The organism is Curvibacter cyanobacteriorum (assembly GCF_028649475.1).
In the GTDB taxonomy this organism is placed as follows: Bacteria; Pseudomonadota; Gammaproteobacteria; order Burkholderiales; family Burkholderiaceae_C; genus Curvibacter; species Curvibacter cyanobacteriorum.
Window position 1 is genome coordinate 334,518 of record NZ_JAQSIP010000004.1, and the last position, 14,588, is coordinate 349,105.

The 14,588-nt window shown below is 63.6% G+C and carries 14 protein-coding genes; 6 read left to right on the plus strand and 8 right to left on the minus strand.

The window, feature by feature from the left end:
• Positions 1 to 39: 39 nt before the first annotated feature.
• The 6 genes from PSQ40_RS11090 to PSQ40_RS11115 all read right to left on the minus strand — a co-directional run bounded on the left by PSQ40_RS11090 (position 40) and on the right by PSQ40_RS11115 (position 5,813).
• Complete coding sequence (locus PSQ40_RS11090; RefSeq protein ID WP_273951515.1) at positions 40 to 1,128, minus strand: class 1 fructose-bisphosphatase; 1,089 nt, start codon at positions 1,126 to 1,128, stop codon at positions 40 to 42.
• Positions 1,119 to 1,886: a ribulose-phosphate 3-epimerase gene (rpe, locus tag PSQ40_RS11095; RefSeq protein ID WP_273951516.1), complete on the minus strand. Its 768-nt coding sequence runs from the start codon at positions 1,884 to 1,886 to the stop codon at positions 1,119 to 1,121. The genes PSQ40_RS11090 and rpe overlap by 10 nt, the downstream gene beginning before the upstream one ends.
• A gap of 30 nt (positions 1,887 to 1,916) precedes the next feature.
• The gene (locus PSQ40_RS11100; RefSeq protein ID WP_273951517.1) at positions 1,917 to 2,687 is read right to left on the minus strand and encodes an HAD-IA family hydrolase; all 771 of its coding nucleotides are present in this window, start codon (positions 2,685 to 2,687) and stop codon (positions 1,917 to 1,919) included.
• Complete coding sequence (cbbX, locus tag PSQ40_RS11105) at positions 2,680 to 3,657, minus strand: CbbX protein (protein ID WP_273951518.1); 978 nt, start codon at positions 3,655 to 3,657, stop codon at positions 2,680 to 2,682. Before cbbX ends, PSQ40_RS11100 begins: the two co-directional genes overlap by 8 nt.
• A 95-nt stretch (positions 3,658 to 3,752) precedes the next feature.
• Positions 3,753 to 4,190, minus strand: coding sequence for a ribulose bisphosphate carboxylase small subunit (locus PSQ40_RS11110; RefSeq protein WP_273951519.1), 438 nt, complete (start codon positions 4,188 to 4,190; stop codon positions 3,753 to 3,755).
• A gap of 153 nt (positions 4,191 to 4,343) precedes the next feature.
• Positions 4,344 to 5,813 (minus strand): form I ribulose bisphosphate carboxylase large subunit, encoded by a 1,470-nt coding sequence (locus tag PSQ40_RS11115; protein ID WP_273951520.1) that lies wholly within the window; start codon positions 5,811 to 5,813, stop codon positions 4,344 to 4,346.
• A 105-nt stretch (positions 5,814 to 5,918) separates the two neighbouring features.
• Here PSQ40_RS11115 and PSQ40_RS11120 point away from each other — a divergent pair, with 105 nt between their 5' ends.
• On the plus strand, positions 5,919 to 6,866 hold the full coding sequence (locus PSQ40_RS11120) for a LysR family transcriptional regulator (protein ID WP_273951521.1): 948 nt from the start codon (positions 5,919 to 5,921) through the stop codon (positions 6,864 to 6,866).
• 472 nt (positions 6,867 to 7,338) lie between these two features.
• Here PSQ40_RS11120 and PSQ40_RS11125 read toward each other — a convergent pair whose 3' ends face one another.
• A complete protein-coding gene (locus PSQ40_RS11125) occupies positions 7,339 to 8,421 on the minus strand; it encodes a porin (RefSeq protein ID WP_273951742.1) in 1,083 nt (360 codons plus the stop codon).
• A gap of 617 nt (positions 8,422 to 9,038) precedes the next feature.
• Here PSQ40_RS11125 and PSQ40_RS11130 point away from each other — a divergent pair.
• The 5 genes from PSQ40_RS11130 (at position 9,039) to PSQ40_RS11150 (ending at position 13,955) form a co-directional block, all read left to right on the plus strand.
• Positions 9,039 to 10,172: a cupin domain-containing protein gene (locus PSQ40_RS11130; RefSeq protein WP_273951522.1), complete on the plus strand. Its 1,134-nt coding sequence runs from the start codon at positions 9,039 to 9,041 to the stop codon at positions 10,170 to 10,172.
• Positions 10,173 to 10,209: 37 nt separating this feature from the next.
• Complete coding sequence (locus PSQ40_RS11135; RefSeq protein WP_273951523.1) at positions 10,210 to 11,121, plus strand: fumarylacetoacetate hydrolase family protein; 912 nt, start codon at positions 10,210 to 10,212, stop codon at positions 11,119 to 11,121.
• Between the two features lie 16 nt (positions 11,122 to 11,137).
• A complete protein-coding gene (locus PSQ40_RS11140) occupies positions 11,138 to 12,172 on the plus strand; it encodes a carbon-nitrogen hydrolase family protein (RefSeq protein ID WP_273951524.1) in 1,035 nt (344 codons plus the stop codon).
• Positions 12,169 to 12,924: a maleate cis-trans isomerase family protein gene (locus tag PSQ40_RS11145; RefSeq protein ID WP_273951525.1), complete on the plus strand. Its 756-nt coding sequence runs from the start codon at positions 12,169 to 12,171 to the stop codon at positions 12,922 to 12,924. Before PSQ40_RS11140 ends, PSQ40_RS11145 begins: the two co-directional genes overlap by 4 nt.
• Positions 12,925 to 12,986: 62 nt before the next feature.
• Positions 12,987 to 13,955 carry a Bug family tripartite tricarboxylate transporter substrate binding protein gene (locus PSQ40_RS11150; protein WP_273951526.1) on the plus strand — a complete coding sequence of 323 codons (969 nt, stop codon included), beginning with the start codon at positions 12,987 to 12,989 and terminating at the stop codon, positions 13,953 to 13,955.
• A gap of 83 nt (positions 13,956 to 14,038) precedes the next feature.
• Here the strand turns inward: PSQ40_RS11150 and PSQ40_RS11155 are convergent, their stop codons facing one another.
• Entirely contained in the window at positions 14,039 to 14,587 is a 549-nt protein-coding gene (locus tag PSQ40_RS11155) for a V4R domain-containing protein (protein ID WP_273951527.1), read from the minus strand.
• Position 14,588: the final 1 nt, after the last annotated feature.

The following is a 14,588-nucleotide window of genomic DNA, read 5'->3' on the forward strand; positions in this document are numbered from 1 at the left end:
CCCGTGGAGTTGAAGAATCGGGGAGGGGGCGGCCGGCGCTCAGACGCGGAACAGGCTGCGCTCGTGGAACAGGGGGTTGTCCAGGTCCTTGTGCGCCGGCGGCTCGGCGTGGTAGCGCTCGATGCGCTCGACCTCGTGCTTGGAGCCGAACACCAGGCCGATGCGCTGGTGCAGGCCTTCGGGCTGCACGCCCAGCACGGGCAGGCGCCCGGTGCTGGCGCGGCCGCCGGCCTGCTCCATGATGAAACCGATGGGGTTGGCCTCGTACAGCAGGCGCAGGCGGCCGGGTTTGGCGGCGTCCTTGCTGTCCCTGGGGTACAGGAACACGCCACCGCGCATGAGGATGCGGTGCGCCTCGGCCACCATGCTGGCGATCCAGCGCATGTTGAAGTCCTTGGCGCGCGGGCCGGTGCGCCCGGCCAGGCATTCGTCCACGTAGCGCTTGACGGGGGCCTCCCAGAATCGGCTGTTGGACGCGTTGATGGCGAACTCCACGGTGTCGGCCGGCACGGTGAGGTCGGGGTGGGTGAGCATGAACTCGCCGAGGTTGGGGTCGAGGGTGAAGCCGGCCACGCCGTTGCCCACGCTGAGCACGAACATGGTCGTCGGGCCGTACAGCGCGTAACCGGCCGCCACCTGCTGCGTGCCGGGTTGCAGGAAGTCGGCCTCGGTGGCGTCGCGGTCGTCGGTGGTCGGTGAGCGCAGCACCGAGAAGATGCTGCCCACGGACACGTTCACGTCGATGTTGCTGGAGCCGTCGAGGGGGTCGAACACCAGCAGGTACTTGCCGCGCGGGTAGGGGCTGGGGATCTGGTAGGGCGCCTCCATCTCTTCGGAGGCCATGCCCGCCAGGTGGCCGCCCCACTCGGTGATGCGCAGGAAGTAGTCGTTGCTGAGCACGTCAAGCTTCTTCTGTGTCTCGCCCTGCACGTTGACCGAGCCGCCCGCGGCGGCGGCGTGGTTGCCCAGCACGTCGCCCAGCGCGCCGAAGGCCACTGCGCGCGCGATGGCCTTGCAGGCCATCGCCACGTCGAGGATGAGGGCGTTGAAGTCGCCGCTGGCTTCGGGGAAGCGACGGCGTTCCTCGATCAGGTATTGGGTCAGGGTCTTGCGGCCGGTCAGTGGCATGGCGTGGTTCTCCGCGGGGCGTTGCTGGATGGGAAATCGGTGGGGCTGGCGGCGGCCTGCTGCAGGGCACGGATGACGCCGTGGTAACCCCCGGCCGCGTCGGCGGCGCTGAAGATCGCGCTGCCCGCCACGCAGATGTCGGCACCGGCTTGAACGATCGCGCCGATGTTGTCCAGCTTCACGCCGCCGTCCACCTCCAGCCAGATTGGCTGGCCGCCGGTGGCGGTGTGGGCTTCGATGCGGCGGCGCGCTTCGCGCAGCTTGTGCAGGGTGTGCGCCATGAAGGTTTGGCCGCCGAAGCCAGGGTTCACGCTCATGAGCAGCACCAGGTCCAGCTTGTCCATGAGGTGATCCATCCAGGCCAGCGGGGTGGCGGGGTTGAGCGCGATGCCGGCCTTGCAGCCATGCGCGCGGATCAGCTGCAGCGTGCGGTCCACATGGCGCGAGGCCTCCGGGTGAAAGGTGATGCAGTCGGCGCCGGCCTTGGCAAACAGGGGCACGAGCGCGTCCACCGGCTCCACCATGAGGTGCATGTCGATGGGAATCTGCACGTGCGGGCGGAGGGCCTCGCAGACTTGCGGGCCGATGGTGAGGTTGGGGACGTAGTGGTTGTCCATCACGTCGAAGTGCACGAAGTCGGCCCCCGCCGCTTCGATGGCGCGCACCTCTTCGCCCAGGCGCGCGAAGTCGGCCGAGAGGATGGAGGGCGCCAGCCGCACGGCGGGCGACGGGTGGGGCTTGGGAGGTCGGATCATCATGGGGCGACTCGCTGGTAGGAAGAAAGAAACTCAGGCGGACTCGCAGAGCGTGGCGTCTGCGTGCCAGCGCCGCAGCGCGTCCACCGTGACCCAGCGCTGGGCCATGCCGGCCGTGCCGCAGGGCAACAGCGCGCCCGCGTCGCCCAGGTGTGGCAGCACGCACAAGGCGTCGTCGAAGCGGTGGTTGGCGGTGTACGCGGTGGGCGTGACCACGGTTGGCAGCCCGGCGGCGCTGGCCGCGCGCAGGCCGTTGGCCGAGTCTTCGAAAGCCAGGCAGGCGCTGGCCGGCAGCCCCAGCGCGGTCAGCGCCTGCTGGTACACCAGCGGGTCGGGCTTCTTGCGCGGCGCGGTGGACGCGTCGCCGATGGCGGCGAAGTAGCGCCGCCAGTCCGGACCGAGCGGGGTGCGCAGCAGCGCGTCGATGTTGGTCGGCGTGGTGGTGGTGGCAATGGCCAGGCGCAGCTTGCTGTTCAGCGCTTCGCGCAGCAGGCGCAGCACACCCGGGCGCAGCGCGAGCTGGCCGCCGCTCACGCGGTCTTCATAGAGGCGGGTCTTGATGGCGTGCACGCGTTCGATGACGGTTTGCGCTGCCCGGCCTTCAGCCACGTCGGGCTCGACCATGCGCCAATGGTGGGCGATGCGTTCCTTGCCCCCCGAGACTTGCAGCAGGCGGAGGTAGGTGGCCTCGTCCCAGTACCAGCCCAGGCGCACTTGGTCGAAGGCATCGTTGAAGGCGGCGCGGTGCGCGGCCTCGGTGTCGGCCAGGGTGCCGTCCACATCGAAGATGAGCGCTTCAAGCATGGCTGGCCCTTTCGCCGTTGAAGAGTCGGCTGCCCAGGATGTCGGGCGCCTGCAACTGGGTGAGTTCGTCGGCCGTGAGCTCGCGTTGCGGCTGCGCGAACAGGCGGCTGGCCTGGCGCAGGCGGGCGCGGTCCAGGGCGTTGCGCACGCTGCGCGCGTTGGCAAAATGCGGTTGCGCCAGGCGCAGGCCCAGGTAGTCCTCGAAGGCCTGGGCGGCCTCGGGACTGAAGCGGTACTTCTGTTCGGCCAGCATCTGGTGCGAGATCTGCATCAGCTCGTGGACCGAATAGTCGGGAAACGACAGGTGGTGCGCGATGCGCGAGCGCATGCCGGGGTTGGACTGGAAGAAGGTGTTCATGCGGTCCTCGTAGCCGGCGAGGATCACCACCAGGTCGTCGCGGTGGTTCTCCATCACCTGCAGCAGGATCTCGATGGCTTCCTGGCCATAGTCGCGCTCGTTCTCGGGGCGGTAGAGGTAGTAGGCCTCGTCGATGAACAACACGCCGCCCATGGCCCGCTTGAGCACCTCGCGGGTTTTGGGCGCGGTGTGGCCGATGTACTGTCCCACCAGGTCGTCGCGCGTGACGGCCACCAGATGGCCCTTGCGCACATGGCCCAGGCGGTGAAGGATCTGCGCCATGCGCAGTGCCACGGTGGTCTTGCCGGTGCCGGGGTTGCCCGAGAAGCACATGTGCAGGCTGGGCGGCTGCGAGGGCAGCCCCAAGTGCGTGCGCAGCTTGTCGATGACCAGCAGCGCGGCGATGTCGCGCACGCGTGCCTTCACCGGTGCCAGGCCCACCAGCTCGTCGTCCAACTCTTGCAGCACAGCCTCGACCTGCGTGTGGGCCAACACCGCGCCGATCGAACGTGGTGGCGGCGCGGGGGTGTCCGCCGAGGCGGGCGCGACCGCCACGACGGTGTCGCTCGGGGGCAGCTTGCTGCCGGGGATGGCGTAGGGTGTCGGGTTCATGGGGGGTACCTGGGTCAAGTCGCACCCGTGAACCGGCGTTGCCGGGACCTGGGTGGGGCCCCCCGGAGGGGGAGGACGTGAAGCGGCGCAGGGGGTCAGGGGTACCGTTCGCCTTCGGGCTGCCCCGCCCCATAGCCGCGGGTGGTGTAGCGCAGGCTGCGGCCGTTGACCTCCTGGCGCTCCAGCATGAAGCCGGGTTCGTGGGCGGGCCGGTTGACGATGAAGCTCATGGCGATGGTCTCGACGTTGCGTGTCGAGTCGAACGCCAACATGCGGATGTAGTGGCGCGGAAAGGCTTGGCGGCAGGCCTGCAGCTCCTGCAGCACGCCAGCGGCATCGTGCAGGTCGAACAAGGGGTTGCCGTACATCGACCAGTAGGTGTTGCGCGGGTGCGGGTCGTCGGTGTACTCCACGCTCCAGGCGTAGCCTTTGCGCAGGCCGTACTCGATCTGTGCGGTGATCTCCTGGTCCGTCAGATCGGGCAGGAAGCTGAACTGGCCTTGCGTGATGCGGCCGGTGGGGTTGGTCATCATGGTGGAGAACTCCAAAAAAAGAAGAAGGTGCAGGCATGCAGCCGCGCCGATCCAGGGGCGCCGTGGCGCCGGCTCTGGCGGTCCCGGGCATCGTCCGCTTCCCGTCGGAGGCCCGAGGGGGAGACGCCGTGCCGCGGCGCTGGAAGGTGGCTTTTATGCCGCGACCGGTGTGGCGACGTAGTCGCTGCTGTCCGTGCTCTGGTAGTTGAAGCTGATCTCGCCCCAGGTATCGAGCGCGGCCTTGAGTGGGCTGCAGTGCTGCGCGGCCCGCTTGAGGATGGCCGGGCCTTCCTGCAGCAGGTCGTACCCTTCGTTGCGCGCTTTCACCATGGCTTCAAGCGCCACGCGGTTGGCCACCGCGCCGGCCTGGATGCCCATGGGGTGCCCGATGGTGCCGCCGCCGAACTGCAGCACCACGTCGTCGCCGAAGAGCGCCAGGAGCTGGTGCATCTGGCCGGCGTGAATGCCGCCCGAGGCCACGGGCATCACCTTCTTGAGGTCGGCCCAGTCCTGGTCGAAGTACAGGCCGCGTGGCAGGTCGGCCTTGGTGTAGCTGTCGCGGCAGACGTTGTAGTAGCCCTGCACGGTGAGCGGGTCGCCTTCGAGCTTGCCCACGGCGGTGCCGGTGTGCAGGTGGTCGCAGCCGGCCAGGCGCAGCCACTTGGCAATCACGCGGAAGCTCACGCCGTGGTTCTTCTGCCGTGTGTAGGTGCCGTGGCCCGCGCGGTGCATGTGCATGAGCATGTCGTTCTTGCGGCACCAGTTGGCCATGCTCTGGATCGCGGTGTACCCGATCACCAGGTCCACCATCACGACCACCGAGCCCAGCTCCTTCGCGAACTCGGCGCGCTCGTACATGTCTTCCATGGTGGCGGCGGTGACGTTCAGGTAGCTGCCCTTGACCTCACCCGTTTCGGCGCTGGCCTTGTTGACCGCGTCCATCACAAAGAGGAAGCGGTCGCGCCAGTGCATGAAGGGTTGCGAGTTGATGTTCTCGTCGTCCTTCATGAAGTCCAGCCCGCCCTTGAGGCCTTCGTAAACCACGCGGCCATAGTTGCGGCCCGAGAGTCCGAGCTTGGGCTTGGTGGTGGCGCCCAGCAGCGGGCGGCCGAATTTGTCCAGGCGCTCGCGCTCCACCACCAGGCCGGTGGGGGGGCCCTTGAAGGTCTTCACGTAGGCCACGGGAATGCGGATGTCCTCCAGCCGCGCGGCCTTCAGCGGCTTGAAGCTGAAGACGTTGCCGATCAGGCTGGCCGTCATGTTGGCGATGGAGCCTTCCTCGAACAGGATCAGGTCGTAGGCCACCCAGGCAAAGTACTCGCCGGCGCGGTTGGGCACGGCTTCGACCTTGTAGGCCTTGGCGCGGTAGCTGTCGCAGGCGGTGAGGCGGTCGGTCCACACCACGGTCCAGGTGGCCGTGCTGGACTCGCCGGCCACGGCGGCGGCGGCTTCCTCGGGGTCCACCCCGTCCTGCGGGGTGATGCGGAACAGGCACAGCGTGTCCGTGTCCTTGGGCACGTAGTCGGGCATCCAGTAACCCATCTGGCGGTACTTGAGCACGCCCGCGCTGTAGCGCTTCTTGGCGTCGGTGATCTCGGTTGATCCAGGGGAGGTGTTGCTCATCGGGGGCTCCAGAAGTGGGGTTTGTCGGGGGTGGAATTGACTGTAGGTTTGGGCTTGGATAAAGTAAATTCACGATTTTTCGAAGTTCGATTAAGGAATTGCTGAATGAAGAACGCCACCTTTCGGCAATTGCGGGTGTTCAGCGAGGTGGCGCGTCACCTCAGCTTTGCCCGCGCGGCGCAGGTGCTGCACCTCACGCCGCCGGCCGTGACCATGCAGGTCAAGGAACTCGAAGGGCACGTGGGCATGCCGCTTTTCGAGCGCAACGGCCGCAAGGTGGCGCTGACCACCGTGGGCGAGTACATGCTGGTCTACGCGAGGAAGGTGCTGGCGACGCTGAAGGACGCGGAGGACGCCGCCGCGCGACTGCAGAAGCTGGAGACGGGCACGCTGGTGATTGGCATGGTGAGCACGGCCAAGTACTTCCTGCCGCACCTGCTGGCCGAGTTCCGACGCGAACACGGCAGCATCGACATTCGCCTGGCCGTGAGCAACCGCGAGCAGTTGGTGAAGATGCTGCACGCCAACGAGGTGGACATCGCCATCATGGGCCGCCCACCCAAGGAACTGGCCACGCGCGCCGAGCCCTTTGCGGCCCATCCCCATGTTTTTGTGGCCCAGGTGAATCACCCGTTGGCGCTCGCGAGCCAGGTGCCGGTGGCCTGGCTGCGAGAGTACGACTTCATCGTGCGGGAGCAGGGCTCAGGGACGCGCGCCGCACTGGAGAAGTTCCTCGACGGCGATCACGTTGAACTGCGCGTGATCATGGAGATGGCCAGCAACGAGACCATCAAGCAGGCCGTCATGGCGGGCATGGGACTGAGCTTTCTGTCCTTGCACACCATCGGGCTCGAACTGCGCAATCAACTGATCTCGGTGCTGGACGTTGAGGGGGGGCCTGTGGTGCGCGCCTGGAATGTGGTGCACACGCAATCGAAACTGCTGTCCCCGGCCGCGGAGGCGTTCCGGTATTTCATGCTGGAGCGCGGCGAGAGCTATCTGGCGGAGAACTTTCCAGCCCCCTTTTCGACCGCCAAATCGGTGTCGAACTAGGCGGGCCAGCTGGGCGTGCCCATCCACCGCCAGCGGCGTGTCCGGCTGCGCCCACCCAGCGACTTGCGCCGCCGCATGACGGCAGTGATGGGCCCATCGAAGCGCAGCGCTGCGAACAACCCGGCTGCGGCTGCGCAGGCGGGGCCTGGCGGGTTGGTGCGCGCTTGCGCGTGGGCAGAGCAGGGCACCGCGTTGACGGCCGTGTTCGGTTGGGTGAAAGGCCGGCCTGCGGTGCCGGCCCGGTTTGCGCTGCCCCACCGAACGACTGCACCTGGTGTCCGGGTGGGCTCTCTGCCGAAGGCCTTGTTGAGGTGAGGCTGGCCGGGTGCGCCGCATCTGAATGGGGCTGAGTGGCGGCGCTGGTCGGGCCTACAAGGCCGTTGCCCGACATCGCGCTTTACACCCGCGATGTCGTCGAGGTCTTCCCCCAAGGTCTCAACCGATCGCTGTGTTGACCCGGTGGATTGACACCTCAGAACGAGTGCCTCAGACCGAAGCGCACGACGCTTTGGTCTCGGCCTGAGGCGCCTCCCAGGATGAAGATGTTGGCTCGCGCATTGGCAGCACCGCCGGCCCGCTGCGTGACCACTTGCGCATAGACGTCGGTGCGCTTGGACAGGATGTAGTCCGCCGTCAAGGCCACTTGCTTGTAGCTGGAATTGAACAGCTTGGTGTTGTTCAGGTCCACCCCGACCTTCCAAGACGCCGTTGGCCGGTAGACAACGCCACCGAAGTAGTTCTTGAAAGTCCCGTTGGCGTTGCTGCTGTTGCCCTCGAATTCGGAGCGGGTGACCATGCCATGCAGCAAGAACTGTTCATTGAGGCGGTAGCTGCCCCCCAGGCCTGCCACACTGTTGCGCTTTCCGCCCAGTGTGTAGGCTTGGCTGGAGCCGACCAGGGACTGAACATTGAGGCTTGCGCCATCGACCTGGGTGTAAGCGGTGCCCAGGCTCCAGTTGCCTTGGGTGTAGTTGGCACCGACGCTGCGCGATGGGCTCGAGCCTTGCGACGTTCCGGGGGTTTGCGAGGGTGCAAACATCGCGCCAAAGGAGAAGCCACTCCACTTGGGACTGGTGTACTTGATCGAATTGTTCAAGCGTTGACCCGCAGTTCGGTCGTTGTCGAGCGGGTTGTTCACGTAACCGCCGCCGAGCTGGGTGGCGTTGGTGAACGGGACCAGAGAGTCCCACATGAAGTCGTATTGTCGTCCCAGGCTCAAGGTGCCAAGGTTGCGGTCCGACAAACCCACCCAGCTCTGGCGGCCAAAGGCCAGTCCTCCCTGGCCAAGTGCGCCAGAGTTCAAAACCAGGCCTTGCTCCAGGACAAACAAAGCGGACAAGCCACCACCCAGATCTTCAGTGCCCTTGAAGCCGAGTCGGCTGCCCTGCATCACGCCGCTGTCGACAAGGGTTTGGCGACCGCCGCCCACGTCACTCGCGTGGGACATGCCGAGGTCCAGGACGCCATACAGGGTGACATTGCTTTGAGCGCAGGCATTGCTGCACATCAATGACAGCGCCAGCGACGGAAGCGCCGCTGATCGGATGGATCGCACTTTCAATTTCGTACTCCTTGCGTGGTTGTGAAGGTAACCTGAAGAATTCGCATCAAAAGTATACTGTATGTAATTTGGTTTTTTAAGGATTTTTGACAGTGATCATCTGGTGGTCTTCTGCACCAATCTGAGGCTTGGAGAGTGAGTTCGGCCAAGGAAGAGTCACTCCTGATCTCGCCTACTACTCACATGTAATACTGTATCCAATTTCATAATGTGGGATGGTGGTGGTTAGGTGGCAGGTGCCCCAGTTTGGGGCGGGGGGGGGTGGTTGGTGTGGTGTGTCGGGGCGGTCGATCAAGTGAGTGCCTCGCTTGGTCGACCCGATTGAGTCCATCGACAGGGATTGCGGTGCTGAGGGGTGGCGTATTTCGGTGAGGGTGGGCTGACTGCGCGGGTGTTGGGGTAGAGGGGGTGGTGTCAGCAGATCTCAAGTGCTTTGATTTTTTGGCATGCATTTTGCTATCATTTGAATCTCATTTGGTATACCGTATTCTTTTTTGGTGAGGTTTCATTCCTTGGCGAGCATTGCCTGTTTGTGTCAGAAGGATTACATTTATAAAAACATACAGTATACTTTTTGTGGTTTGAGGCGGATAAATGAGTAAGGAGCACTGATGACTGAGAAATCGAGCTACGACACCTACCGAGAAGACGTCGCTGGACGTGCCAACGTCGAAGACACCCCGGAGTTGGTTCGCTATTACCGCGATCTGGAGCGTTTCGACGCTGGCGCCTTGTGGACGGTGGCGAACAAGATTGAACCCTGGGAGCCGAAGTCCGAGTCAGTCCCAACCCTCTGGCGTTACCAGGAGTTGCGTGATCATGTGCTTCGCTCTGTGGCGCTGGTCACCCCGGAGAAGGCGGGGCGCCGGGTTATTTACCTGAACAACCCTGGGCGCCACGATGTGTCTGCGGCGGTGGGGTGGTTGTACTCGGGGCTGCAAGTCATGCACCCCGGCGAATGCGCTTCGACTCACCGGCACTCTGCCTCTGCCCTGCGCTTCATCATGGAGGGACGTGGTGCCTACACCATCGTGGATGGGCACAAGATGACCTTGGGTGCCAATGATTTTGTGCTCACCCCGAACGGTACATGGCACGAGCATGGTGTGGACGAGGGGGGCACTCCTTGCATCTGGCAGGACGGGTTGGACATTCCCTTCGTCAATGCGATGGAAGCCAATTTCTACGAGGTGCACCCCGATCTGCACCAACAGGTGGCCTATCCCATCGATGACGCAACCCACACCTGGGGTGCCTCGGCCCTGCTGCCGCAAGGCCAGGCTTGGAGCAAGCCGTACTCGCCCCTTTTTAAGTACGAGTGGGAGCCCACTTACGACGCGCTCAGGCGTTTGGCCAAGGTCAGCAAGGGCTCTGAGTTCGACGGTATCTTGATGCACTACACCAACCCGGTCACAGGTGGCCCCGTGATGCCCACCATTGGCGCCAGCATGCAACTGCTGCGCCCCGGTGAACAAACCAAAGCCCACCGCCACACCGGCAGCTACCTCTACCAGGTGGCCAAAGGCGAGGGCTATTCCGTCATCAACGGGCGCCGCTTTGACTGGCGTGAACGGGACATCTTCTGTGTTCCGTCATGGGCCTGGCACGAGCACGTCAACACCCAAGCCAGTGAGGACGCCTGCCTGTTCTGTTTCAGCGACTTGCCGGTAATGAAAGCCCTGGGCTTGTACCGCGAGGAAGGGCTGAAGACCAATGGCGGCCGCCAGGCACCCGCACCAAATTGATTCCTGATCCACCTAGCCAACCCCACACGGAGAAAACATGCGCCTCGTAACCTACCGCCACACCATTGAAGACGCCGCACGACTGGGTGTCATTCAAGGCGATGACATTGTTGATGTGCAGCGCTTCGGCGCCAGCCAAGGGATCGAGTTGCCGGCGTCCATGCTGGCCTTCATTGACCTGGGCCCCAGCGCTGTCCGCCGACTTCAAGCCTTGCTTGATGCTGTCGCTGGTAACTGGCTGCCCGGTACCTCGGTACCTGGCACCAACGTCCAATTGCTCGCCCCGATCCCACGCCCACGCAAGAACATCTTCGGGATCGGCCTGAACTATGTGGAGCACGTCGCCGAATCTAGCCGCACGCTCGACACCTCGAAGGACCTGCCCAAGGAGCCCGTCATCTTCTCCAAGCCGCCAACCACGGTGATTGGCCCTGGAGAACCCATTCGCCACAACGCCAAGATCACCCAACAAATGGACTGGGAAGTGGAGTTGGCCGCAATCATTGGACGCCGTGCCGTGGCTGTGACTCCGGAACAAGCACTGAGCTATGTCTTTGGCTACAGCGTCATGATCGACATCAGCGCTCGCGATTGCCGCCGTGCGGGTCAATGGATTTACTCCAAGGGTCAAGACACCTACGGGCCCTTCGGTCCCTGCATCGTCACCGCGGATGAGATCCCGGACCCCCAGAACCTGGACCTTTGGCTCACCGTCAACGGGGAGGTCAAACAGAGCTCCAACACCCGTCACATGTTGTTCAAGGTGAATGAGTTGGTGGCTGACATCAGCGCCGGCATCACCCTGGAGCCAGGCGACATCATTGCCACCGGTACGCCCGAGGGCGTGGGTGCTGGGAGAAGTCCGCAGGAATGGTTGCATCCTGGCGACACCGTCGTAGCCCATGTGGCCCAGATTGGTGAGTTGACGCACCCGGTCATCGCTGTCTGAAGAAGGTGATCCCCACATGATCAAACTACCGCACTTCAAGGTGGCGGCGGTTCAGGCCAGCCCCGTTTTCCTGAACACGCCGGCCACCATCGACAAGGTGTGTCGCCTGATCGCCGAGGCCGCCAGCCAGGGCGCCCGCTTGGTGGTGTTTCCGGAGGTATTTGTCTCGGCCTACCCCTATTGGAGCTGGGTTGGTAACCCCATCGCAGGCAGCACCTGGTTCCAAAAACTCTGTGAATCCGCCGTGCAGGTGCCTGGCCCCGAGATGGCGCGTGTGGCGCAGGCGGCGCGCGACGCTGGTGCGTACGTGGCCCTGGGCATTAACGAACTGGCTGCCGGTTCGGTGGCCACCGTTTACAACACCATGGTATTCATCGGGCCACAGGGTCAATTGCTGGGGCGCCACCGCAAACTGGTACCGACCTGGGCTGAAAAACTGACCTGGGCACCTGGTGATGGCGCGGGTCTGCGCGTGCACGCCACTGAGCTTGGCCCAATTGGCATGTTGGCCTGTGGGGAAAACACCAACACGTTGGCGCGCTTCTCGCTGCTGGCGCAGGGAGAGTTGGTGCACCTGGCTAGCTACATCTCGCTGCCGGTTGCACCACCGGACTACGACATGGCCGAAGCCATCAAGACCCGTGCGATTGCACACTCGTTCGAAGGCAAGGTCTACACCGTGGTGTCGTGCTCGACGCTATCGACAGAGACCATTGCCCTGATGGAACAGGCCTTCCCAGGCGCTGCAGCGCTGTTGACCCGTCCAAACAGCGCCTTCTCAGGGGTGATCGGTCCGGATGGCCGCTTGGTGGGTGAGCCCCTGATCGATACCGAGGGCATCCTCTACGCCGACATCGATCTGTCGCGCTGCATTCAGCCGCGCCAGATGCACGACATCACCGGTCACTACAACCGCTTTGATGTATTTGACCTGCGCGTCAATCGCCGCAGTCTACGGCCCGCCACCTTTCAGGATGGCGACTGCGCAGCCCTGCCCGATCTGCTGGATGGCGCGCAAGACTTTGATTTGTCCACTGGAGAGAAAGCATGACGCAGACTTTGTATCGAATCGGGCAGATCGTTCCGTCGTCGAACACCACCATGGAAACCGAGATCCCTGCGATGCTGTGGTCTCGCCAGTCCATTCGCCCCGAGCGCTTCACCTTTCATTCAAGTCGCATGCGCATGAAGAAAGTCGTCAAGGAAGAGCTTGAAGCCATGGACCGCGACAGCGACCGCTGCGCCCTGGAACTCAGTGACGCGCGAGTCGATGTGCTGGGCTATGCTTGTCTGGTGGCGATCATGAGCATGGGACTTGGCTACCACCGCCAGTCCGAGGTGCGCTTGCACCAACGGACCATAGACAACGGCGCACCAGCCCCAGTCGTTACCAGTGCAGGGGCCTTGGTCGAAGGCCTCCACGCCCTGAGTGCCAAGCGCATTGTGGTGCTGTGTCCTTACCTCAGACCTCTGACCCAGTTGGTGGTGGACTACCTTGCCGCTGAGGGCTTTGAGGTGCTTGACTTCTTGGCACTCGAGATCCCTGACAACCTCGAAGTTGGGCGGCATGACCCGCAGAAATTACTTGAACTCTACAAGCGCCTCGATCTGCGAGGGGCGGACGCCTTGGTGTTGTCCGCCTGCGTGCAAATGCCCTCCCTGCCGGTCATTGCGCAGGTAGAGGCCGAAGTGGGCATTCCGGTGGTGTCCGCCGCCGTTTGCACCACCTACATGACCCTGAAACAACTGGGTCTTGAAACCATCGTCCCGAACGCTGGCTCATTGCTGAGCGGCCGGTACTGAGTCTGTTCCGTGCATTCCGTGAAGTTCAAATAATTCAACCCACCCACGCCCGAGCTAACACGATGTCTTTCCTCAAATCCCTCGCTTGTGTCGCCCTCAGTGCCGTCAGCTTGGCCGTTTTGGCCAAAGATCCTTACCCCAGCAAGCCGATCAAAGTCGTCATTCCCTTTCCACCGGGGGGGGCGGTCGATACCTTTGTGCGTACCATGGCGCCCGAGTTGGCTTCCGAGTTAGGTCAGCCCATCGTGGTCGACAACCGACCTGGCGGGGGCGGGCAAATTGGTGCGGCGGCGGTGCTTGGTGCGCCTTCAGACGGCTACACGCTGTTTGTGGCGGAGATTGGCGCCTATGTCATCAACCCGATGATTTACAAAAGCATCAGCTACCTGCCGATGCGGGATTTCGACAACATCACCATGTTGGCCCGGGCCCCGATGGTCATGTACAGCAGCAGCTCAGGTCATCTGAAATCGTTTGCGGTGCTTAAGGACACCATCAAGTTGGGCAAGGAGCTCAACTACGGGTCTTTCGGCCCGGGGACCGCCCCCCACATCCTGGGGCACGCGATGGGGAAGTCCATGGCCGGCAGCAAGCTGGTGCATGTGCCTTACAAAGGGGCGCCACCGGCCTTTCAAGCGATCATGTCGAACGAGATCGACCTGCTGTTTGATGCGGTGCCCGGCACCCTCAACATGGTCCGCAACAGCAAGGGCATCCCGTTGGCGGTGGCTGCGGCTCAGCGCACGGAGTTCCTGCCGAACGTGCCGACTTTTGCTGAGTTGGGCTTTGCCAACCTGAAGATGGACCTCTGGATAGGTGCATCGGTCAAGAAGGGGACTCCGCCAGCCATCGTCAATACGTTGAATACGGCGATCGAGAAGGTGCTCGGTCAGCCGGCCGTCTGGAAGCGCTATGCTGACTTTGGCTACAGCCGGTCTCCAATGAGCCCGGCTCAGTTTCAGGCCTACATTGAGGCAGAGACACTGCGCTACCGCCCCCTGGTGGTGGATACGGGCGTGACCGTCGACTAAGGCGCAGGCGCTGCGGCGATTCTGACCCCAAAGCAGATTTGCAGTTCCGCAAATCTGCTTTTTTTTGCCCACGCAAGGCGGGCTCAGAGGGTTTGGGGTCCGGTGGATGGGGACTTGGGCAGGCGAGTGCGGGCCTGAAAACGGCATATCCCTTCAACGCCAGCTTGACCTTGGCATGCGCAGACCCACTCGACCACGTCGGCAGGCTCAGACCACAGCGCTTGCGCGACGGCCCGCAGCATGCCGACGATCGGGGTGCAGACAGGGTCCGTACTGTTGGGGGTGCCAGCGGCAAACGGGCTATTGCGTACCTCAAGCCACAACTGATCAGGCAGGCGCCGGAACGACCAAACGCCCCAGCCCAGTGAAGCCGAGGCAGTGACCATGGTTTGGAGCAGTGCATCAGCACCGACCTCTGTCAGGTAAGCCCTCACGCTGTCGGAGCCGTGATCGGTCACCGATGCGCCCAGCGCTTGCAGTGCAAGGCGTCGGGGTTCGGGGTCGAGCTTGGCGAATGCACCCATCAGCACATCCGCCCGCATGATGAGATAGCGTCTCGGGCCATCCAGGACTTGGCCTTCGGACAGGTCAAAGGCAAGGCGCTTGTGCAGGGGCCGTGGGGCTTGGCTCATG